The following is a 21814-nucleotide window of genomic DNA, read 5'->3' on the forward strand; positions in this document are numbered from 1 at the left end:
GCGGGGTAGAGTCGGCGCTGATATGCCGATTTCTGCTTCCCATGACATGACTTTCGACGTTCTTCAGGGCGACTTTAGTGCCGCCCTGGACGAGGTAGCCCGCCTGCGCCTGACGCTGTTCCGCGAGTTTCCCTATCTGTACGAGGGCAGCGCCGAATACGAGCGCGAGTACCTGCGGACTTACGCGGAGGCCCCCGGCGCCCTGCTGATTCTGGCCCGTGACGGCGGCCGGGTGGTGGGGGCCTGCACCGCCGTGCCGCTAAACCACGAGATGGAGGAGTTGCAGGTCCCCTTCCGCGCCGCCGGCCTGGACCCGGCGCAGGTGCTGTATGTGGGCGAGGTGCTGCTGGAGCCGGAATACCAGAACCAGGGCCTGGGCGGGCGGCTGCTGGACCGCGCCGAAGCCCACGCGGAAACTCTGGGGCTGCCGCTGGTGGCCGCCGCGATGGTGCAGCGCCCGCAGGACCACCCCCGGATGCCGGCCGGCTGGCGCTCGCCCCGCAGCCTGGCTGAGCGGCGCGGCTACGTGATGCGCCCCGAGCTGGACACGGCCATGACCTGGCAGGAGGTGGGCGAGAGGCAGCCCAGCCCCAAGCCGATGCGCTTGTGGGTGCTGGACCGGCGCGGCTGAACTGAGGCATAACGGGCGAGCGCCGACCGCGGCGGCCCCTCTACGCCATTTGCCGGATGCGCCGGGGCTGGCCGCCCGCCTAGGCTGGGCCCATGTGTGAAGCTGCCCCCTTCTCTCAGATTGCACCGGCCCAGAGTGCCCAGCTGCCGGCGGTCCGTTCGCTGGGCTACCAGACCGATCTGGCCGTGCTGCGGCATCAGGGGGCGGAGCTGACGGCGCGGGACGGTTATCTGGCCGTGCGTACCCCCGGCAACCCCGACTTCTGGTGGGGCAATTTCCTGCTGCTCCCGGAGTTGGACTCCCACACACCGGCCCATGAGTGGCTGGCCCGCTTCGCTGCCGAGTTCCCGGAGGCGCGTCACGTGGCTTTGGGGCTGGATACCCCGGCCGCGCCCCCACCGCTCCAGCTGGCCGAATGGACAGCACTAGGCTTCCAGCTGGAGCGGTCCACCGTGCTGACTGCCACCCGGACTGCTCCCCGGCGCCCCCTGCCGCCCGGCACAGTGTTGCGCCCTCTGCATCTGGCCGACGACTGGCACCAGGCCCTGAACCTGCGGCTGGCGGTGAACGCCGCCGAGGAAGCCCCTATCCCCGACTATCTGCCGTTCGCCCGCAGCCGGCTGCGGCTGTTGCGTGAGGCGCAGGAACGTGGTGCCGGGGCGGTCTGGGGCGCCTTCGTCAATGGGCAGCTGCGGGCGGCCCTGGGCATCTACCGGGCCGGGGAATATGAAGGTGGTGCAGCGGCCCGCTACCAGAGTGTGGAAACCCATCCGGACTGGCGCTCGCAGGGGCTGGCCGGTGGCCTGGTTCATGCAGCCGGCGAGTGGGCCCGCCAGCAGTTGGGGGCACAAACACTGGTCATTGTGGCCGACCCGGAGTATCACGCGCAGGCGCTGTATCAGAGCCTAGGCTTCAGCGTTCGGGAGGACGCCTGGGGTCTGGTGCGCCCACCCGACTTCTCATCTGCTCACTAAACTGGGCTTTACATTCGCCGGCGGCAGTCCGGCCTTTGCTTAACCTGGGTGCATGACCGATGGACCCCGCCTGATCATCTTTCTGGGTGCCCTGCTGTTGTTGCTGGGCCTGCTGTGGGCCTTTGCGCCCGGGACTCTGAAGGCCCTGTTCGGCTGGTTCGGGCACCTGCCCGGCGACATCAACCACCAAAGCGGCAACACCTTCGTCTTTATTCCCTGGGTCAGCATGCTGGTTCTGAGCGTGGTGCTGTCGCTGCTGAGCGCCGTCTTCGGAATGTTCCGCTGACCACAAGGGGTCATGCGCCATCCCCTAGACTGTCTCTCATGACCGAGCAGACCATCACCATGTACACCACCAGCTGGTGCCCCGACTGCATGATTGCCAAAAAGGCCCTCAAGGCCAAGGGCATCGCCTTTACCGAGGTAGACATCGAGCAGGACGACACGGCGGCCGAGCGGGTCATGCAGCTCAACGGCGGCCGGCGCAGTGTGCCCACCCTGGTCTACGGCGACGTGGCCCATAGCCTCAGCGGCTTTCGCCCCCAGAAGCTGGAAGCGTTCCTGACCGAAGCCGGCCTCTGAGAGCCGGAACGACAAAGCCCCCGCCCAGATAGCTGGCGGGGGCCTTTTTTATGTGCAGCTCAGCTCAAATGAAGCTGCCCAGGTTCAGCGGCACGCTGTAGCCGCACTCGCTCAGCTCGTTCATGAACTGCAGCTTTACCTGTCCGTTGGGGTCAAAGCGCAGGCCGCTCTGGCCTTCGGCAGGGCTGGCGTCGAAGTAATACACCACGGTGCCGGACCACAGGCCACCGGCGTCCTGCTTCCAGTCAGCCACGTAGCTCTGGCGCACCGGACTAACGAAGGTTTCGCCGGACTGCAGGCGCACCCGGTAGGCGCGGCGGGTTTCCTCGCTCTTGGCACCGTTCACTTTGATGTCTACCCGCAGCAGGTTGTCGGCCATGCGGCCGGCGCGGGCCTGTTCGGTCAGCACGTCGGCGGCCTTGAGGTTGACCCAGTCCTTGTAGGCCTTGTTGGCCTGCCAGTACACGCTGTCGGCCTGACCGCTGGCTGTCACGCTCTGGATACGGCTGCCCCCGGCAAAGTTGCCCGGCTCGGCCTGCCAGCTGCTGAGGCAGGTCTCAGGGCCGGAAAACTGGGTGACGGCGCCGGGCATCTTGAAAGCGCCGTTTTCTACTGCCAGGTTCACGGTCTGGTAGGTGGGCTTGGCATCGGTGACCGGCCGCTGAAAGGCCGTGTCGATCACCTTCTGGGCGGTGGGTTCGTCCAGCGCGGGGCTCCAGGCCAGGGCACTGGGGGCCAGCAGCGGCAGGGAAATAAGGGTTAGCAGAGTGGGCAGGGTTTTACGCATAAGGGTTCCTCCTGAAATGAGCCTGAAAAGAGACAGTGAACTCTAGAGATAGCAAGTGAAGCTGAAACCAACCTGAAGAGGCCGCCTTTGGGCCGGGCCGGGGCCTAGTACAGATAGGCCAGCCGGCATTCCGAGCCGACCTGCCGGAACTGCGCAGCAGCGGCCGGGCCCAGCTGGGCCGAGCTGAGAATCTGCCGGGCGGTGGCGTCGGGGTTGCGGGCCAGCGACGCCGCCTTGATCACGGTGTACTTGCCGTAGGCTTTGGCGATCTCGCCTTCCGAGCGGAAGTAGGTGAGCAGGCCCTCGTTGGCCAGCTGACCGTCCACGTTGGCGGCCTGCTGCGGGGTGGGCCACAGCCGCTCGCCGCCGGGGCCGTAAATGTAGCTGAATTGGTCGCGCTCAAAGCTGCCCAGGCCACGGACATCCACCACCACGGTGCAGAGTTCGCCGCCTCGCCCGCCAGTCTGGTCCATCTCGGCGCCGGCCGCTGGGGCGGGCGTTTCTTCTGCCGCCGGGGCTGTCGGCAGCGGCGAGGAACCGACCGGCGAGGCGATGCCCGGCAGGTCAGCCACCGGGCCAGCCGGCGCTTCACCGCTGCCGGACCCGGAGCCGGCAGACCCGTTACCGCGGCCTGCTTCACCGGCGCCTCCGCTTGCCTGCGGAACCGGACTTTCGCCCTGGCCACCCGGTTTGCCGTTGCCCTTCTCTGCGCCGCCGCTGTCTCCAGCGCCACGGCCGGCCACCGGCGCTTCGCCGCGGCCCGTTCCGGCACGGGTGCCTTCTCCGCTCTGGGCGTTGCCGCCGGCGCCTCCAGCTGCTGCAACAGGTTCTTCACCGCTGCTGCCCTTGCCGGCGGCTGTTCCAGCTCCACCGCCGGTGGCCGCAACCGGTGCTTCTGCGGTGCCAGAGCCGTTGCCGGCACTGTTGCCGCCGTTGGCAGCCGGGCGCTCTGCACCGCCGGCAGCGGCCACCGGGCTCTCGCCGCCATTCTGAGTCGCCGCAGCGGCGTCTCTGCCGGCGGCCGCCACTGGGGCCTCGACTGGAGCCGGGCCGGCTGCGTTGCTGCTGGCCGGCGCCTGGCCGACTGCGGCGACCGGGGCTTCGCTGGCAGGACTGTCCGGGCGGCTGGCGTCACCCGTGGCCGCCACCGGGTCTTCGGGAGCGCTGGCGGTTGCTGGCGTTTCCCTGGCGGCGTCTCCAGCAGCAGCCACCGGAGCCGCCGGCTCAGCGGCGGTGCTGGGTGCGGTTGTCACCGGCCCCCGGCCGGCCGAGGCCACCGGGGCCGCTTCGGCCGGTGTGGGGACCGGGTTATGGCCGGCGCCCGTGGCCGCTGCCGGCGCGCTAGGGGCTGGTTTGCTGGAGACCGGGGCGCTGGGAGCAGGCGAAGAGGTTGCGGGCGCCCGGCCGGCAATGGGGGCGGCAGGTTCAGTGGTCTCAGCCGTTGGCACAGCAGGCATGGCGACCGGCTGAGCCGTGGCCGGCGTGGCCGCAACCGGCGCTGGAGCCGTTTCTCCGGCGGGCGCAGTGGCGGCTGGTGTGGCCGGAACAGCCGTTTCCGGCGCTGCTGTGGGCACAGGCCCGCTGGCAGCCGGAGCGTTTCCACGGGCCGTCACCGGCGCTTCGGCTGCGGGGGAGGCCGGCGTGGTGGCTGGCCGCGGCGTAGAGGCCACTGGCCCAGTGCCAGCCGTTTCTGCCGGCGTGCGGGCCGGGGCCGCCGGGCTGGGTGTTCCGCTGGGCGCCGGATTGCTGAGCGGCACATCGGCCACTTCTGCCGGTGGAACGGGGGTGGCCGGCACCGGCGGTGTCTCGGCTGTAACCGGAGCCGGGGCAGCGGGCGCTGCTGCGATGGGGGCTTCAGCCGGCTGCGCCGGGGTTTCCGGGTTGACTGTGGCTGTGGGCGCGGTCTGGGCCGCCGGTGCCTGAGCTGTCTCCTCCGGCGCCGTTTGCTTGGGTGCGGCTGCTGCGGGTGTCTCGGGTGCCGAAGCTTCAGGCGCAGGCGCTTCAGCCGCCGGGGCAACTGTCTGGGAGGCTGGGGCCTGTGTGGGTTGAGTCTGTGCCGCCGGTGCTGGTACGTTGGCTGTGACCTGCGGCGCGGGCGCTGTGAGTGCCGTCTGAGCGGCCGGAGCCTGGATTTCTACCGTAGGAGCCGGCGGAGTGATACGGACTTCCGGCTGGGCGGCGGCCGTGTCGGGAGTAGCCTGGGGCGCAGCAGAAGCCGGCGTGGCAGGAGGCCGCGTTGCCTGAACTGCCGGAGTTTGGGTGGCTGGAGCCTGAGCTGCGGGTGTCTGAGCTGCGGGTGTCCGGGTTGCTGGAGCCTGAGCCGGGGCGCTCTGAGGAGCGGGAGCCGCAGACGGGGCGGTCGCTGGCGCAGCAGCCGCAGCTTGTTCGGCTGGGGCGGCCACACTGCCGCCGGCTGGCAGGCTCTCGCGGCGCGGCAGGTCTTCCAGGCGCCGGGGAGAACTTGCCGCAGGCGCGCCAGCCGCTTCCGTTTCGGCGTTATCTGCTGCTCCAGCCGGGCTGGGGCTGGCTGCCGGGGCACCCGCACTGCCGGCGGCACCAGCGGCGGGGGCTGAGTCGCCCTTATTGCCCTGGGGGGTGTCCGGCTTGCTGGCCTGGACTTTTGGCTGTTTCGGCTGGGGCTGCGCGGCCGGCGCCGGGGTTACCGCCGAGCGGCGCGGGGCCAGCGCCACGATTTCCAGCGGGGCGTCCTTGGGATTGCGGATGGTGTTGTCTTCGGGTTGCAGCCCGGCCTCGCCCGGCACTGTGACCGAGGGCGCCGGCGGGTTGATGACCGTGGCATTCAACAGGTCCGGTGCCACCTGCTTGATCAGCAGCAGGCCCAGCAGCAGGCCGCCGTGCAGCAGCAGGCTCAGGGCGGCGGCGCGGGCGTCGTCGCTGCGCTGCTGCTCCTGCTGTCTCCAGGTGGTCACTTGCCGCTCCCTGTGGGGCCGGCCTCAGCGGTGCCCAGCGCCAGACGCTGCCCGCCGGCCGCCTTGATGGCGTCCATCACCTTGACCACCGTGCCGTAGTTGCCGCTCTGGTCGGCGCGCAGGCCCACCAGCCCGCCGGACGCTTTCACCAGCGGTGGCAGCTGTTCGGCCAGGGCGTCCAGGGTGGTGGGTTGCCCCGCCAGGTAGATTTTGCCGGCGGCGTCCACGCTGACCACCGGCAGGTCAGGAGTTTCTTCCACGGTCATGTTGGCGCGCGGCAGGTCCAGTGGCAGCGCCTGCTTGGCATCACCGTTTTGCAGCGAACTGGTCAGAAAAAAGAAAATCAGCAGCAGCAGCACCACGTCCACCATCGGCGCAAAGTCGAAGGTGACCGGGGTGTCTTCCCGCAGCCGGTGGCGGACTGAGCCTCTCACCGGGTCACTCCTTCAGCGCTCGGTACAGCCACGTAGACCGGCTCAGGGTCGGCCTGGGCGGCGCGGGGGGCAGCCGGGACCGGCGCTGCGGGGCGGCTCAGCCAGCTGGGCACTTCCTCACGCACCCGCTCGGCGGCGGTGGCGATCTGGTCGGCGCGGGCCCGCAGAGCGTTGCGGGCAATGTAGGCGATGATTGCCACGATCAGGCCGCCGGCGGTGTTGATTAACGCCTCGCTGATGCCCTGGCCCAGCTCGGCCGGCGAGGGGCTGGTGGTACCCGAAAACACCAGAAACGAGCGCACCATCCCTACCACCGTGCCTAGCAGGCCCAGCAGCGGGGCAATCTGCGCGGCGGTGCCCAGTGCGTTCAGGCCGCCGTAAATGCGGCTGTCTTCGGCCAGCAGCGCCGAGTTCATGGCAGCTTCGGCTGCCTGCGGCCCCCGGTCGGCCCGCGACAGCCCGGCCCGCATCACGTTGGCGGCGGGTGAGTTGTGGCCGGCGTAGTCCAGCTCGGCCAGTGCGGCGGCCGGCCCCGATTCGGCGGTGGTGGCCCGCGCCCGCTCGATCAGGGTGCCGGGATCCTGGCCCAGCCGGGACAGCGTCTGCGCCCGCGCAAAGGTCAAGAACAGCACGTAGACCGAAAGGGCGACAATAACGTAAAAGATAGGCCCGGCTGCCTGGATCAGCTGCAAGATAGTCACGCTTCTATCAGTAACATACTGGCCGGTGGCAAGCGTGAAGCGAAGCTGACGGGGTGATGAGCCGGCTCCCGGCGGCCGGACCTGTCTGTATGGCTGCCGGCCCCGTCCCAGCGCGCCTTTTCGCCTTTCTGAGAATCTGGTCTTAGAGTGGGGCTCCGGCTGGTTGCTTCTCAGGCAGCGCCCCGGCTCTCTGGCGATTTGAGGCAACCCCTAAGCTTTTTTTAGGGTAGGTGGCCTATCCGCCGCGCTAAGGTGAGGCCATGACCGACAAGAACGAGCAGGAAATCAGCAATGTGGACCTCCAGTTCCAGCGCACCCGCGACGTCGAGCAGGGCACCAACGATGACCTGAACGCCGAGCTGGACGCTGAAAACGCCCGCCCTGGCGAATTCCGCGAGCAGGGCATGGACCGCTACGACGTGGACGTGGAAGACACCATGGACGCCAGCGATCCGCCCAGCACCAATATGGGCCAGGACGAGAACGACTACGGCGAAAAGTAAGCGGTAAGTTCAGTTGATGAGGTGGGGCGCGGAGGCCGGCTGGCTCTCCGCCCCATTTTTTTGCTGGCCTGAGTGCGGCTGGGGTGGATGCTCTAATGCGGCCATGACTGAATATGTCTTCACGGCTGCCGGCATCCGGGCGCTGGATGACCACTTGGAAGCGGCTGACCTGCTGGAACTGGCGATGGAAGAAGCGGGCCGGGCCACAGCTGCGGCGCTGCTGGACCTGAGCGCCGGGCGGCCCGGTCCACTGGTGCTGTTGGCCGGGGGCGGGGCCAATGGGGGAGACGCCCTGGTGGCGGCCCGGCACCTGCACGCCGCTGGCCGGGAGGTCCGGGTGCTGGCCGGTGAGGCCCGGCATCCCCTGACCCGCCGTAACCTTGAGCGCCTGAGCGCCGTAGGCGTGGCAGTAGAACCGCTCAGCGCGGCGGCTGTGGCGACCCTGCCCCCGGTCGCCGCCTGGGCCGACGGGCTGCTGGGCACCGGCGTCAGCGGCGAGCTGAGGGAGGAGCTGGCCGCCGTGGTCCGTGCCCTGAACGCCCGGCCGGAGCCGGTCCTCGCTACCGACCTGCCCAGCGGACTGCCGGCCGACCGGACAGAGGCGCCGGAGCTGACGGTGCAGGCCGACCGGACCCTGGCCCTGAGCGGCCACAAGACGGCCCACCTGTTCGGCACGGCGGCGCAGCGGTGCGGTGCGGTGCAGCTGGCCCGGCTGGCGGTGCCGCCGCAGTGGGCCGCAGACGCAGCGCGGGCGGTGCGCCCTACCGACGCCGAGGTGGGCGCCGGGTTACCCCGCCGGCCGGCCGGGGCCCACAAGGGCACGGCCGGCCGGGTCTGGGTGCTGGGCGGCTCGGCCGGGATGGAAGGCGCGCCGGTCATGAGCGGAATCGGGGCGCTGCGAACCGGCGCCGGGCTGGTCACGCTGCACTCGGAAGCCGAGCTGCCGCTGCTGGTGCCAGAGCTGATGCGGACCCAGCACGCGTCGCTGCTCGACTGGGCACAGCAAGAGGGGGTGCAGCACAAGGACCGGCGGCCGGACGCGCTGGCGCTGGGCATGGGCCTGGGTGTGCTGGCTCCGGCACTGGCCCGCCGCGTGCTGGCCTGGGAACTTCCCACCGTGCTGGACGCCGACGCCCTGCATCCCGAACTGGCCGGAGAGGGGCACGAGCGCTGCCTCTGGACCCCCCACCCCGGCGAGGCGGCCCGGTTGCTGGAATGCTCGGTGAATGACATCACCGCCGATCCGCTGGGAAGCGCCGAAACCCTGCAGCAGCGCCTAGGCGGCGTGGTGGTGCTCAAGGGCGGGCCCAGCGTGGTGGCCTGGGCGGGTGGTCTGAGCGTGTCGCGCGGTGGGCACCCCGGCATGGCAAGTGCCGGCATGGGCGACACCCTCTCGGGCATCCTGGCGGCGCTGCTGGCCGCCGGCATGGAGCCGCCCCAGGCCGCGCAGGCCGGGGTGCGGCTGCACGCCCGCGCCGGCGAACGGGCCGCCCGGCGCTACGGCTATGGCCTGAGCGCCAGCGATGTGGCGGCCGAGTTGGGCGGAGCCTGGGCCGACCTGACTGGCCCGGCTGCCGACCCGCGCCGGACCTGAGCGTCTCTGCGCCTCTGCACCTGGGCCACCTCAGGCTGCATTCGCCGCTTCCGTCCTCGCATAGACTGGACCCGTGATTGCCCCCACTGCCACCTCTGGAACCTCGCGCCAGCCGGCCGCTGCCGACCCACTGGAAGCAGCCCTGCAACAGGCCCGCACTGACGGCGACCGGGCGCAGGTGCGGGGCCTGGAAACCTGGCGGGAACTGACCAGCCTGCTGCGCGACAAGCGGCCGGAAGGTGCCCTCTCCAAATTGGAAGCCTGGCAGAAGGAGGAGGCCCGCGAAACGGCAGACACTCCCTCTCCTGCTGCGCCCCAGCCGGCAGCGGCCACAGAGCTGCGGCCGCCCACCACGGCCCCGGAAGTGCTGGCGGCCCTGCACGACCCGGCGCTGCCTGACTGCCTGCGGGCCCTGACGGCGGTCAAGCGCTGGCAAACGGCCGATGAGGCGGCTCCTGCGCTGGCCGGCGCCCTGCGCCACCCCCTGACCCGCGCCGAGGCGCACAACCTGCTGGGCGTGCTGGCCGCCGAAGCTGGGCTGCAAGCCCAGGCCACCGAAGCTTTTGCGCGGGCGCTAGCGGCCGACCCCGGCCACTACCGCGCCCTGACCAACCGTGCCGGCCTGGCCGCCGAACAGGGCGACTATGCCGCTGCCGAAACCGATCTGCGCCGGGCCCTGCAGCTGAACCCGGACCACCACGCCGCACACCAGAATCTGGCGGTGGTGCTGCGGCAGCAGGGCAAGCGGAGCGAGGCGGTGCGGGCCATGCGCCGCGCCCAGCGACTGGATTACCGCCGCTCGGGTGCCCGCAATAACGACCAGGCCCGCCGCGAACTCTCGGGCCTTTCGCGGGTGCCGCGTGCCGTCTGGATCGTGGCCGGGCTGCTGCTGTTCTTCGGCTGGTTGTGGCTGTCGGGTGGCGCCGGCCGGCCTTGATGTTCCTGCAGGCCGAACACCAAAATTTCCATAACCTGCGCTGCCTCCCGCTTTCCTTATAGTCAGGCATGATATAGTCAGGCATGATGTTGCTCCGGACTCCTTCTGACGCCCGGCTGGGCCTCAGGGCAGACTTGGGGGAGCTGCCGCTGACCGCCGCGCTGGAGCTGATTCATAGCACGTCGCAGAGTGGCTCCCTGCGGGTCTCGGCTGCGCTGGACGCGGCCGACCTGCCGCTGGAACTGCACTTCTGTGCCGGCGAGGTGACGTCCGCCGCCATCCTGGACTGGACCGGCCTGGACGCCCTTTACAGCTTTCCGCAGGACGTGGCCGCTGGTCAGGCTGCGTTCTGGCAGCAGCCGACCCCCGCGGCCCCCCCGCTGGCGCCCTTTCAGAATCTGCTGGGCGAATGGGCCCGCCTCAGCGACGAGTGGCCGCGTCTGTGCGAGCAACTGTTTAGCCCTTCGCAGCGCTTTTATGGAGAGCTGGACCCGTTTTCGCGGCCTGGTGGGGTCAGTGCTCGCTGGATTACCGCTTTCAGCGGGCAGCCGCTCCACGAGGTGTGCGCCCAGCTGGCCGCGCTCCAGCAGGCCGGGATGATCCGGCCGGTGCGCCGCAGCTACGAGTGGGACACCCTGGTGCTGCCGCCCTGCCATGACCCCCAGGAGATGCGCCAGAGTCCGGTGCTGCGGCTGCTGGACGGCCAGAAAACCCTGCACCGCCTGATTCAGCGCGGCCTGAGCTCCGAGGATATCCGTGCCGAGCTGGTCGGCCGAGTGGGGCCGGAATGTCTGTTTCCCGGCAGTGGCCGCGCTCTGCGCGACTGGCTCTGGGAACACGGCCCGGCCCAGCGCGAGCTGCTGATTGCCTGAGGCTGCTTGCCCGATCAGCCTGCCGGGCCCGCTGGCCTTTCCCGGCACGGTCCTTCCCGGTCCCCGGCCTGACAGCGGCCCATTTGGGCCTCGCCCCCTGCCGTAGAATGCCCCTCATGTTGCGTACCCTCTCCCGTCTGGCCGTGCCTGCCGCGGCTTTCGTGATCGGCAGCCTGCCGCTGGGCCACTGGCTGCTGGCCCGCCGCCACAAGGACACCCGGCTGAACAGCGCCTACAACTTGGGCGTGGAAAACGTCTGGCAGAACCTCGGCCCCGCGCTGGCCCTCGGCACCGCTGGGCTAGACACCGCCAAGGGCGCGGCGGCTGTCTCGCTGGCTCCGGTGCTGGCCCCGGCTTCGCCAGCTGCGGCCCTGGCAGCGGGTGTAGCAGCCTACCTGGGCCACCTCAACCCCCCGGCGGCGCTGTACGGCAACGTGTCTCCTGAGTACCGCCTGCCGCGCGGGCGGGGCAATCTGGTGCTGCTGGGCGTGTTTCTGGCGCTGAGCCGCCGTGGCTATGGGCGCATTGCCCTGCTGCCACTGGCGGTGTACGGCGCGGCGCTGGCCGGCACCCACTACACGGCGCTGGCGACGGTGGCGGGCCTGGGGGCTTTTGCCGGCGCTGCCAGCGTGCAGCGGCGTCCGGCGGCCGAGCAGGCGCTGGCCTATGCGCTGCTGCTGAGCGCCGCGTGGCGCTTCAAGGAAAACCTGGGCCGCATTCTGGACGATACCGAGCCGCGCCTGGGCGAGCCGGTGCCGCTGGCCGGCAAGCGCGACGATCAGGTGGTGGCCGCCTTCATGATCCATCCCATGCGTATCAGCGACCTGTGGACCTCCAGCGCCCGCTTTGCCTGGATGAAGCCGCTGTACGACGCGGGGCTGATTTCCGACGATTTCGTGAAATCGGTCACGGCCCGGTTCCGTCCCATGAAAGTGGGCGAGCTGCGCGGAATTCGCACCGAACAGGGCAGGGAAATCCACTGCTACCTGATCAGCGCCCCGCTACTGCCCGAGCAGTTCCGCGACGACCCGGAACTGGCGACCCGCAAGGCCATCGAGGGTGCGCATCTGGCACAGGAGCTGGGCGCCGAGGTCTTCGGGCTGGGGGCTTTCTGGAGCGTGGTGGGCAACAAGGGCCAGGACGTGCAGGACGCTGTGCCGGAGCTGACCATCACCAACGGCGGGGCCTACACCTCCGGCACCATCAAGGCGGCCATTCCGGGCATTCTGGACCACTTCGCCGCGCAGGGCCGCGACCTGAAACATGCCACCGCTGCCGTGGTGGGTGCCAACGGGGTGGTGGCCTTCGGCATCGCCCGCACCATCGCCCCGCAGGTGGCCCGGGTCATCATGGTGGGCCGTAACTTGGAGCGGCTGGAACGCTCGGCCGCCACGCTGCGCCGCGCCAACCCAGACACCGAGGTCGTGGCGACCACCTCCTACGACCTGCTGCGCGAAGCCGAGCTGATCTTTACCGCCACCTCCGACCCCGACCCGGTGATTTTTGCCCAGCATGTGCGCCCCGGCGCCTGGCTGTTTGACGAGGGCCGCCCGGCCGACGTGGACGAGAGCGTCAGGGACGTGCCCGGCGTGCGGGTCATCCCCGGCGGAGTGGTGGCCCCTCCCGGCCAGATGACCAGCCGGATTGACCTGCAATTTGGCGAGGGCGCGGTGCCCGCCTGCCTGGCCGAAACACTGATCATCGCCGCGACCGGCGAACACGACCGCAAGAGCCTGGGCGGCAGCACCCGCACCGAGAATGTCAATTTCTTTGTGGACAAGGCGCAGGAGCTGGGCTTTACCGTGCTGGACTGACCGGCCGCAAAAGTTAGAGGGCGCTGCACTGGCTGGTGGGTGCAGCGCCCGCTTCTGTCGTGTCTGCATCGGACTCGGGTCAGCTGAGCACTCTATGCTAGGGGAACCGTGCCCACTGACCTCTCGCGGCTGTGCCGCCTGCTGCCCCTGCTGTTCCTCTGGTCTCTGCTCGCCTGGACTTCGGCGGCAGCGCAGACGCTGAAGGTGCCGCTGTATCTGGCCCCGCCCGCGCAGCCACGGCTGGAAACGGGCACTTACCGCTGCCCGGCGCCGCAGCAGCCGGCGGTGCGGGCAGCCTGGCAGGAGCTGCGCCGGTACGGCGAGACCGATTTCTCGTGCGGCAATGCTCTGGTGGGCGTGCTGGAAGCGGCCAGTCCGCTGCCAGACGCTGGCCCCGACGCGTTCACCCGCGACAACCAGCAGATTCTGGCCGCCCGCGCCGAGGTGCTGCTGACCAACATGGACTTCTACCCCGAGGCGGACGCCCCGCCGCAGGCCCTGCTGGACACCCTGGCAGAGCTGTACCGCCGCGTGCAGGCAGGGGGCCGGGCGGCTTATCCGCAGGGCATGAGCGTGCAGCTGCACCTGGGCAATTATCCGCTGCCCGAGCGCCCGCCGCGCTGGATTGCGGCGCGGCTGGCCGAAGGGCTGCTGGCCCGCGGGGTGCCGCTGCGCGACGCCGGGCTGGGCTGGCAGGTGCGGCTGGCCCACTACCGGCTGACGCCCTACAGCCATGCCAAGCTGCAGGTGGTGGACGGCCGGGTGGTGACGGCTGCCGGCTATGGCTACGGCCTGACCTGGCTGCCGGCCACACCCGAGGTGCCGCAGGGCGGCGGGGTCAGCGACCTGGGCCTCAGCCTGCGCGGGCCGGTGGCGCAGAACGCTGCCGCCGCCTTTATGGACCTCTGGTCACTTTCCAGCGAGCTGCACTGCCCGCCGGACCTGCAGGCCGGGCAGGTGCAGGCCCGCTGTGACTGGCAGCCCGCAGAGGCGGTGGCCCGCCCCCCGCTGGCCCGCGAGGTGCAGCCGGCGGGCCGCTCGGCGGCGCTGCTGCTGTACCGCCGCAGCAGTTACCTGCAGTCGGACGCGGCGCAGCTGGCCCTGATCGGTGCGGCCCGCCACGACATTGACCTGCTCCAGACATCTTTCAGCACCCAGCTGAGTTGCGCCGTATGGCAACCCTGGCCGGACATCTGCCGCGACCTGCCGCTGCCGCCCTATTACACGGCGCTGCTGGACGCCATGGCGCGCGGCGTGCGGGTGCGGGTGCTGACCATGGACACCCGGCCGGAAGGCTGGCAGAACCGCAGCGGCGTGCTGATTCTGCGCCGGGCCGCCCGCGAGCGCGGCCTGAGCCACCTGCTGGAGATCCGCGTTCCGACCTACCCCACCCACGCCAAGGCGCTGCTGGTGGACGGCGAAGCAACACTAATCGGCAGCATCAACTTTCACCCTTCCTCCTGGGGCAAGGCCGGGCTAGCCGAAGCCGCGCTGCTGACCGACGACCCGGGCGCCGCCGCTTGGCTGCGGGAGCGTTTCGCCGCCGACTGGCAGGAGCGCAGCCGTCCCTTTGGGCCCAATCTGGCCGCGTCCGATCTGAAACAATAGTCGGCATGATTAAGCGCATTCACCTCGCCAAACCGCGTGGCTTCTGTGCCGGGGTGGTCATGGCGATTCAGGCTGTGGAGCAGGCCGCCGACCATGAGGCCAATCCCGTGACCGTTTACCATTCCATCGTTCACAACCACACCGTGGTGGACCGGCTGGAGCGCGGCAAGGGCGTGAGTTTCGTGGAAGACCTGGAAGAAATCCCGCTGCTGCCCCACAGCACCGACACGGTGGTCTTCAGTGCCCACGGCATCAGCCCGGTGATCCGCGAGCAGGCCCGCAGCCTGGGGCTGGCGACGGTGGACGCCACCTGCCCGCTGGTCACCAAGGTGCACACCGAGGCCCGCAAATACGCCGCCGAGGGCTACACCATCCTGCTTATCGGGGACAGTGCCCAGCATCAGGAAGTGATCGGCACCCAGGGCGAGGCGCCGGGGAACACCATCCTGATCGGGGTGCAGGGCCGAGTGGGCGGCTGCCTGAACGACCCGCGCACGGTAGAAGTGCCCGACCCGGAGAAGCTGGTGGTGCTGACCCAGACCACCCTGAACGTGGACGACACCCGCCAGACGGTCGCCATCCTGCGCGAGCGCTTTCCGGCGCTGGTGATTCCGCCCAGCGAGGACCTCTGCTACGCCACCAAGAACCGCCAGGACGCGGTCAGGGCGATTGCGCCGCAGGTGGACGCCTTTTTGGTGCTGACTTCTACTCATTCCAGCAACGGCATGCGCCTATTGGAGCTGGCCCGCGAGCTGTGTGGCTGCGCCGAACGCCTGGAAACGGCTGCCGACCTTGCCCACATTGATCTGAGCGGTGTGGAAAGCCTCGGCATCACCAGCGCGGCCAGCACTCCCGACGACCTGGTGCAGGAGGTGGTGGCCCACTTCCGCGCCCTGAATCCGGCGCTAGAAGTGATTGAAGAAGGCGAGTGGGAGAACATCAAGTTCCGCCCTGCCCGAAAAGTGAAGGTGGACGGCACCCAAGAAGCGCTGGTCTAAGGAAGCTTGGCCGCAGGCTAGAGCGTGCCGGCCAGCTGCTGCACCATCTCCTGCACCAGCCCCAGCCCTAGGGTATCTACGCCGCTGCGGGTGGCCGAGCCGCCCAGCAGCAGCCAGAGGCCCTCGGCCACCTGTTCGGCAACGGGCGGGTGGAGGGGATCGCTGTAGGGCAGCCCCAGCCAGGCGCTTTCCAGGTCGGCCAGGCTGCGGCCCACGCCCAGAGCTTCGGTCGCCAGCACCGGCAGAGCTTCCATACGCGGCAAGAGGTCGCGCAGCAGCTCGCGGCGCAGGCCCACCTGTACGCCGGTCAGCCGCCCCGAGGTGGGCTGATAACCGTGTGGATCGGCCCCGGTGGGCGGCAGATACAGGGCATACTCGCCGGTCAGCGGGCGCAGCAGCAGGTCGCCGGCCCGCAGCACCGGCGAAGTGTCGTCGCTGGGCTGGCGCAGCCGTGGCCGCTGCACATAAGCCCGGCCATGCGGAGTGTGCAGCCCCAGGCTGTGTTCCAGCAGGTCGGGGCCGGCTGCCCCCGCCGCCACGATCAGGTGCCGGGTCCGCACCGTTTTTGTCTCATGAATGATGATCTCGTGGCGGTTGGTCACACTTAGCCGGTGAAGCCGCACCCCGCCGGGGACAGGCTCGGCGCGCACATTCAGCATCAGGTCGGCGCCCTGTGCCACGGCGGCCCGGCCCAGCCGCAGCGTCAGCTCGCCGGGGCGGTACAGCAGGGCCTCGCGCTGCTCGACACGTGGCAGTTTTCCGGGGTCCACCCAGCCGGCCAGCGCCGGGGAGTCCTGCAGCACCGCTGCACTGTCCCCGGCGCCCTCCGCACCGAAATCCAGCAGCGGCCGCCTGGTCAGGGCGTCCTCGCCCAGCCAGCGCTCCAGCTCCTGACGGGTCTGGTCGGCCAGCCGGGCCGCCTCGCCGCTCAGGCCGGCGCCGTCCCAGACGCCGGCGCCCAGCAGGGTGGCGCCTTCTTCGTTGGGCAGGCCGCCCTCATCCAGCAGCAGCACCCGCAGGTCAGGGGCCTGTTCCCGCAGCTGCACCGCCGCCGCCGTGCCCAGCAGCCCGGCGCCCAGCACCACGGCGCCCAGCACCACGGCGCCGTACTCTTCCTCGCTGAACGGCTGCCCCACGTGCGCCCAGACCTGTCCCGGCCGCTTTTTCTCTCCCGTCGTCATGCTGCCCATCATGGCGTCTCATCCCACACTGAAACGCTTCATGAACCCCCAAAGCTATACTCAGGCTCATGCTGCGCCGCTTCACCCTGTCACTGCTGACCGCCTCTGCCACCCTGCTGGGGGGGACAGCGCAGGCGCTGGATGTCCGGGTGCTGATTCAACAGGGCAGCACCGTGCCGGTCCGGCTGCTGGGCACCGAGTCGGCCCCGCAGCCAGCGCCCCAGACCTGGACGGTGGGCGCAAAGGGCAATGAGCTGACCCTGAGCGGCCGCCCCGCCGGCAGCGCCACCCTCTATGTGCCGCCCAGCCCCGGCAGCCTGGTGCAGATCGGGCGGCAGACCTACCGCGGCGGGGTACTGCTGCGGCTGCATAAGGGGCAGGTGCAGGGCATCAACGTGGTGAATGTCGAGGATTACCTGCGCGGTGTGGTGCCGGCCGAAATGCCGGCGCTGTGGCCCGAAGCGGCGCTGGAAGCCCAGGCGGTGGTGGCCCGCACCTATGTCAGCCAGCGGGTCAACCCGGCCCAGCCTTACGACATCTGCGCCGGCACCAACTGCCAGATGTACCCTGGCGTGACCGGCGAACACGAACGCACCAGCGCCGCCATCGACGCCACCCGCGGTCAGGTCCTGACCTTCGGGGGCAAGCTGGCCGACACCTATTTCTCAGCCAACTCGGGCGGCTACACGGCCAGCGCTTCGGAAGTCTGGGGCAAGAACCTGCCCTACCTGATCGCCAAGCCCGACCCGCAGTCGCTGAGTGCCAGCGGGGACCGGGGCCGCTGGCAGCTGAGCGTCAGCCAGGGCAAGGTCCAGTCGGCCCTGAGCGCCTACCGGCTGAACGTGGGCACCGTGCGCCGGGTGGCCTTCTCGCACACCAGCACCTCGGGCCGGGTGGAGGAAATCACCGTGACCGGCACCACCCGCACCGCCAAACTCTCGGGGGCCAGCGCGGGCGGGTTCGTGCGTGCCCTGGGCGGGCAGTCCAGCCGCGCCCGGATTGAAGGCAGCGGCGCGGTCAGTGCCTCGCAGCCGCTGCAGGTGAGCGGGCAGGGGTCGGGTCACGGGGTGGGGCTGTCTCAGTACGGCGCCCTGGGCTTTGCCCGCGAGGGCCGCAACCACCGCGACGTGCTGGGCTTTTATTACCCAGGCACCGCCGTGCAGGCCCTGAACTATGCCGAACCTTCCGCTCCGGCCAGTCTGCCGCTGGCGGAGGCCGGTGAACTGCTGCCCCGGCCGCTGGCTGCCGGCAGCGCTGGGATGTCCGAGTGAAAGTGAAATTGCGCCGCCCGGAACGGCAGGCTGCGGGGCTGCGCACACTGAGACTGGGTGCGCTGAGCCTGAACCTACTGAGCCTGAACCTACTGGCTGCGCTGGGCAGCGCCGGGGCTGCCACTGTCAAGATTGTGGACGCCGGCAGCCTGGAACTGCGCCGCATCGAGAATCAGGAAGTGGTGGTGATCGGCGCTGACGAGAACTCGCCCGAGGAGCTGGTAGAAGTGCAGCTGGACGGCGAATCGCTGCGGGCGCGCCGCATCGAATTCAACCGCACTGCCCGCACCCTGACGCTGGTGGGCGGAGCTCGCTACGCCACCGGCGACGGCCAGAAGCTCAGTGGTGATGATCTGGTGATCGACCTGAACACCAACTCGCTGAGCGGCGAAGACGTGCTGGTCAGTCAGGGCAAGCTGCTGATTCGCGGCGAGGAGCTGGAGCGGGTGCCGGGGCAGCTGCGGGCGATGGGCAGTTATTTCACCCCCTGCGGCGGCTGCGGACAGACCCCCAACGACTACGCTTTCCAGGCCGAGCGCCTGCTGCTGTACCCCGGCGACCGGCTGGTGGCCTACCGGGTGCAGCTGCTGCTGGCCGATACCCCGGTGCTGTACCTGCCGGTGATCGTGCTGCCGCTGAACGAACCTTCGCGCCAGCCCCGGCTGGAACTGTCCCAGGACGAGCGCGACGGCCTGACTGCGCTGGCCGACCTGCCGTTCAGCGTGGGCGACCATACCCTGGGCACCACCCTGCTGCGGTACTACGAGAACCGCCCGGCCCGCTTCGGCGCCGGCGTGGACCTGCGCTCGTATTCGCCGCTGCCGTATGTGGACCGCGCCGACCTGTACCTGCTGGCCGACCCCAAACCCTTTAACGGCACTGTGCCGCAAGAAGGCCGCGACCTGGACCTGGACTTCAGCGCACGCGGCCAGGCCCCGCTGCAAGAGGCGCTCAGCCCCCTCGACTACGACCTGCAGGTTACCCGCCGTGACATCGGCCGCAGCGCCACCGACCCTTTACGCGGCGTGACCAGCGTGAAATTCGGGGCGCGGGTGGATTATCCGCTGTTCACCGGGCAGCTGAACCTCTACAACCTGCTGGGCTACGACGAAACGCGCAGCCAGTACACGCCGCTCAAATGGCCCGAAGTGGTCATTGACCCCAAGCCGTACCGCAGCGGGGGTCTGAGCGCCGACTTCCGGCTGACGGCCGGGCAGTACACCGCCGCGTCCAACCCCGATTCGCCCAGCGCCACCCGCCAGGGGGCCAACGTCACCACCTCCCGCCTGGAAGAGCAGCAGGACCTGAGCTACGCCCGCCCGCTGTGGGACGGGGCCGATTTCAGCGTGCGCAACCGCTTTACGGGGCGCTACTACGGCACCGGCGCCCGCACGGTAGACCTGACCCTGGAAGCCCAGCTGAACCAGCGTTTTGGCGAAGAAGACAGAAACAACCTCAGCCTCACCTCCGGCTATATCCGCTATGAAGGCACCAGCCCCTTCGCCTTCGACCGGCTGTCGGGCCGCCGCCTGAGCGCGCCGCAGACGGTTGCGCTGAATCTGGTGCCTACCGACGGCGCGGCCGTCAGCGTATCGCACACCCACGACCTGCTGGCCGAGAGCCCGGACCGGCAGGCCGCCACCGCTTTTGGCGTGCGGGTCAACCGCTATCCGGTGCAGCTGAGCAGTGACCTCAGTCAGAATTTCTATACCGGCACCCTGGAGAACTGGAACCTCAATGCGACCCTGGGCGGCACCTTCACGCCGGTGCGGACCCCCACCCCGGACCGGCCGCTGACCCCGGAAGAAGCCTGGCTGCTGCAAAACCAGCGGGACTACGCCTGGCTGGACCATCTGGCCTTCAGCACCAACTGGGGCTACAACAGCCGCAGCGGCTGGAACCCACTGACCGTGCGGGCCACCGCGACTGGTGATTACCGCACCGACAACATCAGCGTGTATGCCACCCACAACATTACGACCCCCGAACTGCGCGAAATCGGGCTGAACGCCAGCCTGACCAAAAGCTACGATACGGTGGTCAACCCGCTGACCTTTACCACGGCCCAGCGCCTCAACCTGATCTCGGACCTCTGGAGCGGCTCGGCCCAGGTGCTGTGGCGCGGGCAGTACGCCTTCGAGGCCAACCACTCGCTGCGGATGAACGCTCCTGAGACCGCCCGCGACAGCGGCCAGATCACTTTCAGCGTGGGCACCCGTGGTTCCGGCCGCGCCAACAACTGGGAAGTCGCCTACGGCGGCCCCTTCGACCTGCGCCGCTCGTACTGGACCCAGCCCACCCTGCGGGCCAGCTACACCTCCACCGAGCCGGGCGAGGTGTTCCGGGTCGGCGGCACCTACAATCTGCCGGGCCTGGACCAGAAACGCAGCGAACTGGCGCAGCTGAGCCTCAGCGGTGCGTGGCAGGCCGGGGACCGCGTCTCGCTGGCGGGTGAGGCGTCCTATACTCGCACCCGCAGCGGCACCTACCCGCAGGACATCGCCACCGACCGCCTCAGCTTCAGCCCGCTGGCGGTGGGCGTCAAGTTCGAGCCGAACCCCCAGACCGACCTGTACCTCACCGGCCGGTTGAATCAGGTGTTCACCTGGGTGGACGGCCGGCTGCAGGAGCCCGGCTTGCCGCAGCCGGTGGTGGCCCTCACGCTGGACCGCTGCTGCTGGGCGGCGCAGGCCGAAGCCGATTTCTCGCAGGGCCGCTACCGTTTCAGCGTGGGCCTGCCTGGCAACAACTTCAACACGCTTCTGGAACGCAACCGCAGCGGCTGGTCCGTACCGCTGCTTAGCCCCTGACCCCTGGCCCTAAACTTTCCCTTCGCCCATATCTGCCTTGGAGGACCTGCCTGATGCCCCACCACCTGCCTGCCCGCCGCCTTAAACCTTTCTTGCTGACCGCCGCGCTGGGCCTGGGCCTGCTGAGCGGCTGCACCGGCACGGTCGAAGGGGGCAGTACCGTAAATCTGGCCCTGCTGACTGATGGCGGCACCGCGCTGCAGCGGGTGGACCTGGGCGGGACGGGGCCGAACGGTGCCCCCCGTCCGGACGCCGTGCTGGGCGACCCGGTGCCGGTGGAGGCGGGGATAGACCTGCACCCACAGGTGGGCGAGCGCAATTTCCTGCTGACCCGCAGCGCCGCGGTGGAAGAGCGCTCCGCCGCGTTGGTTCCACACAACACTTTCCAGGCCCCACCGTTCGAGGCCTGCTGGCGGGCTTCGGCGGTAACGCCGGGCTCGGAGCGCTTTTTTGCGCTGAGCCAGTGTGGAACTGGCCCGCAAAACGTGGCGCTGTACGACAGCCGCGGGCAGCTGCAATGGTGGGCCAGCCTGCCGCTGGCAACCCCGCCGCTGGACCCGGTCACGGCGCCGCCCCTGCGGGTGGCGGTAGCCGGTGAAGTGGGTGTGGTGGCCCGGCCGGTGGTGGGCGGCGGCAGCGAAATGCTGCGGGTGGCCGTCCGCAACCCCGGCGAGAAGCGGGCCGAATCCAGCGCGCCGCAGCGCACGGTGGCCGTCCGTGACCTGGCCACTCTCAGCGCTGGCGGGCGCACCACCGTCTATGCCGCGACCGATGCCGGCGTGTTTCCGCTGACCACCGCCGGTGTGCCGGACGCCAACCCGCTACCTGCTTTCGGCCCTGAGCGCTATGACCGGCTGTGGGGCACCCAGGAACTGACCAGCGGCAGCTCGCCGCTGTTGGCCGCCTGGCGGGGTGACAGCCTGCAGAGCGGGCAGCGCCAGCCACTACGGGTCTGGGACGGTGTCGGCACGGTGGCGGATTCGGCCCGCACGGTGGACAGCCTGACCAACCTGCGCGACGTGACCCTGGCCGACGGCTCCCTCTACTTGCTGACCAACGATTCGCTGCTGCGCTACGACGCCGTGCTGGGCCTCCGCCAGGGCAACTGGCGCCCGGAAAATCTGGGCGTGTGTCTCAACGACGCCCGGGCAATAGTCCGCACTTTCGCTGCCCAATAAACGGGAAAT

At 69.7% G+C, this 21814-nt stretch carries 19 protein-coding genes; 14 read left to right on the forward strand and 5 right to left on the reverse strand.

Annotated features, from left to right (window positions below; genetic code table 11):
* The first annotated feature begins 46 nt into the window (after window positions 1–46).
* The 4 genes from OCI36_RS02335 (at window position 47) to OCI36_RS02350 (ending at window position 2187) form a co-directional block, all read left to right on the forward strand.
* Complete coding sequence (locus OCI36_RS02335; protein ID WP_261663474.1) at window positions 47–631, forward strand: GNAT family N-acetyltransferase; 585 nt, start codon at window positions 47–49, stop codon at window positions 629–631.
* Window positions 632–723: 92 nt separating this feature from the next.
* Entirely contained in the window at window positions 724–1605 is an 882-nt protein-coding gene (locus OCI36_RS02340) for a GNAT family N-acetyltransferase (RefSeq protein ID WP_261663475.1), read from the forward strand.
* 52 nt (window positions 1606–1657) lie between these two features.
* Window positions 1658–1891, forward strand: a complete 234-nt coding sequence (locus OCI36_RS02345) for a DUF2905 domain-containing protein (protein WP_261663476.1) — start codon at window positions 1658–1660, stop codon at window positions 1889–1891.
* Window positions 1892–1929: 38 nt separating this feature from the next.
* The gene (locus OCI36_RS02350) at window positions 1930–2187 is read left to right on the forward strand and encodes a glutaredoxin family protein (protein ID WP_261663477.1); all 258 of its coding nucleotides are present in this window, start codon (window positions 1930–1932) and stop codon (window positions 2185–2187) included.
* Window positions 2188–2251: 64 nt separating this feature from the next.
* On the opposite strand, the gene OCI36_RS02355 is transcribed toward OCI36_RS02350, so the two are convergent.
* From OCI36_RS02355 to OCI36_RS02370, 4 genes are all read right to left on the reverse strand, one after another.
* The gene (locus tag OCI36_RS02355; protein WP_261663478.1) at window positions 2252–2974 is read right to left on the reverse strand and encodes a hypothetical protein; all 723 of its coding nucleotides are present in this window, start codon (window positions 2972–2974) and stop codon (window positions 2252–2254) included.
* Between the two features lie 104 nt (window positions 2975–3078).
* On the reverse strand, window positions 3079–5904 hold the full coding sequence (locus OCI36_RS02360) for a hypothetical protein (protein ID WP_261663479.1): 2826 nt from the start codon (window positions 5902–5904) through the stop codon (window positions 3079–3081).
* The gene (locus OCI36_RS02365) at window positions 5901–6338 is read right to left on the reverse strand and encodes an ExbD/TolR family protein (protein ID WP_261663480.1); all 438 of its coding nucleotides are present in this window, start codon (window positions 6336–6338) and stop codon (window positions 5901–5903) included. Before OCI36_RS02365 ends, OCI36_RS02360 begins: the two co-directional genes overlap by 4 nt.
* Window positions 6335–7039 (reverse strand): MotA/TolQ/ExbB proton channel family protein, encoded by a 705-nt coding sequence (locus OCI36_RS02370; protein WP_261663481.1) that lies wholly within the window; start codon window positions 7037–7039, stop codon window positions 6335–6337. The genes OCI36_RS02365 and OCI36_RS02370 overlap by 4 nt, the downstream gene beginning before the upstream one ends.
* A 260-nt stretch (window positions 7040–7299) precedes the next feature.
* Between OCI36_RS02370 and OCI36_RS02375 the strand changes: the two genes are divergently transcribed.
* The 7 genes from OCI36_RS02375 (at window position 7300) to ispH (ending at window position 15365) form a co-directional block, all read left to right on the forward strand.
* Window positions 7300–7542 carry an M-like protein gene (locus tag OCI36_RS02375; protein ID WP_261663482.1) on the forward strand — a complete coding sequence of 81 codons (243 nt, stop codon included), beginning with the start codon at window positions 7300–7302 and terminating at the stop codon, window positions 7540–7542.
* 103 nt (window positions 7543–7645) lie between these two features.
* Window positions 7646–9136, forward strand: coding sequence for an NAD(P)H-hydrate dehydratase (locus OCI36_RS02380; protein WP_261663483.1), 1491 nt, complete (start codon window positions 7646–7648; stop codon window positions 9134–9136).
* Window positions 9137–9209: 73 nt separating this feature from the next.
* Window positions 9210–10073 carry a tetratricopeptide repeat protein gene (locus OCI36_RS02385; RefSeq protein ID WP_261663484.1) on the forward strand — a complete coding sequence of 288 codons (864 nt, stop codon included), beginning with the start codon at window positions 9210–9212 and terminating at the stop codon, window positions 10071–10073.
* An 83-nt stretch (window positions 10074–10156) separates the two neighbouring features.
* The gene (locus OCI36_RS02390; RefSeq protein WP_261663485.1) at window positions 10157–10945 is read left to right on the forward strand and encodes a DUF4388 domain-containing protein; all 789 of its coding nucleotides are present in this window, start codon (window positions 10157–10159) and stop codon (window positions 10943–10945) included.
* Window positions 10946–11061: 116 nt separating this feature from the next.
* Window positions 11062–12759 (forward strand): glycerol-3-phosphate acyltransferase, encoded by a 1698-nt coding sequence (locus OCI36_RS02395; protein ID WP_261663486.1) that lies wholly within the window; start codon window positions 11062–11064, stop codon window positions 12757–12759.
* Window positions 12760–12867: 108 nt separating this feature from the next.
* The gene (locus OCI36_RS02400; protein WP_261663487.1) at window positions 12868–14367 is read left to right on the forward strand and encodes a phospholipase D-like domain-containing protein; all 1500 of its coding nucleotides are present in this window, start codon (window positions 12868–12870) and stop codon (window positions 14365–14367) included.
* Window positions 14368–14372: 5 nt separating this feature from the next.
* Window positions 14373–15365 carry a 4-hydroxy-3-methylbut-2-enyl diphosphate reductase gene (ispH, locus tag OCI36_RS02405; protein WP_261663488.1) on the forward strand — a complete coding sequence of 331 codons (993 nt, stop codon included), beginning with the start codon at window positions 14373–14375 and terminating at the stop codon, window positions 15363–15365.
* Window positions 15366–15382: 17 nt separating this feature from the next.
* On the opposite strand, the gene OCI36_RS02410 is transcribed toward ispH, so the two are convergent.
* Entirely contained in the window at window positions 15383–16546 is a 1164-nt protein-coding gene (locus OCI36_RS02410) for an FAD-dependent oxidoreductase (RefSeq protein WP_261663489.1), read from the reverse strand.
* Between the two features lie 68 nt (window positions 16547–16614).
* Between OCI36_RS02410 and OCI36_RS02415 the strand changes: the two genes are divergently transcribed.
* From OCI36_RS02415 to OCI36_RS02425, 3 genes are read left to right on the forward strand one after another with little or no spacing between them, the layout of a single operon-like run.
* Complete coding sequence (locus tag OCI36_RS02415) at window positions 16615–17817, forward strand: SpoIID/LytB domain-containing protein (RefSeq protein ID WP_261663490.1); 1203 nt, start codon at window positions 16615–16617, stop codon at window positions 17815–17817.
* Entirely contained in the window at window positions 17814–20627 is a 2814-nt protein-coding gene (locus OCI36_RS02420) for a hypothetical protein (RefSeq protein ID WP_261663491.1), read from the forward strand. Before OCI36_RS02415 ends, OCI36_RS02420 begins: the two co-directional genes overlap by 4 nt.
* A 53-nt stretch (window positions 20628–20680) precedes the next feature.
* Window positions 20681–21805, forward strand: a complete 1125-nt coding sequence (locus tag OCI36_RS02425) for a hypothetical protein (protein WP_261663492.1) — start codon at window positions 20681–20683, stop codon at window positions 21803–21805.
* The last annotated feature ends 9 nt before the right edge of the window (window positions 21806–21814 follow it).

Source organism: Deinococcus sp. Marseille-Q6407 (genome assembly GCF_946848805.1).
GTDB lineage: Bacteria > Deinococcota > Deinococci > Deinococcales > Deinococcaceae > Deinococcus.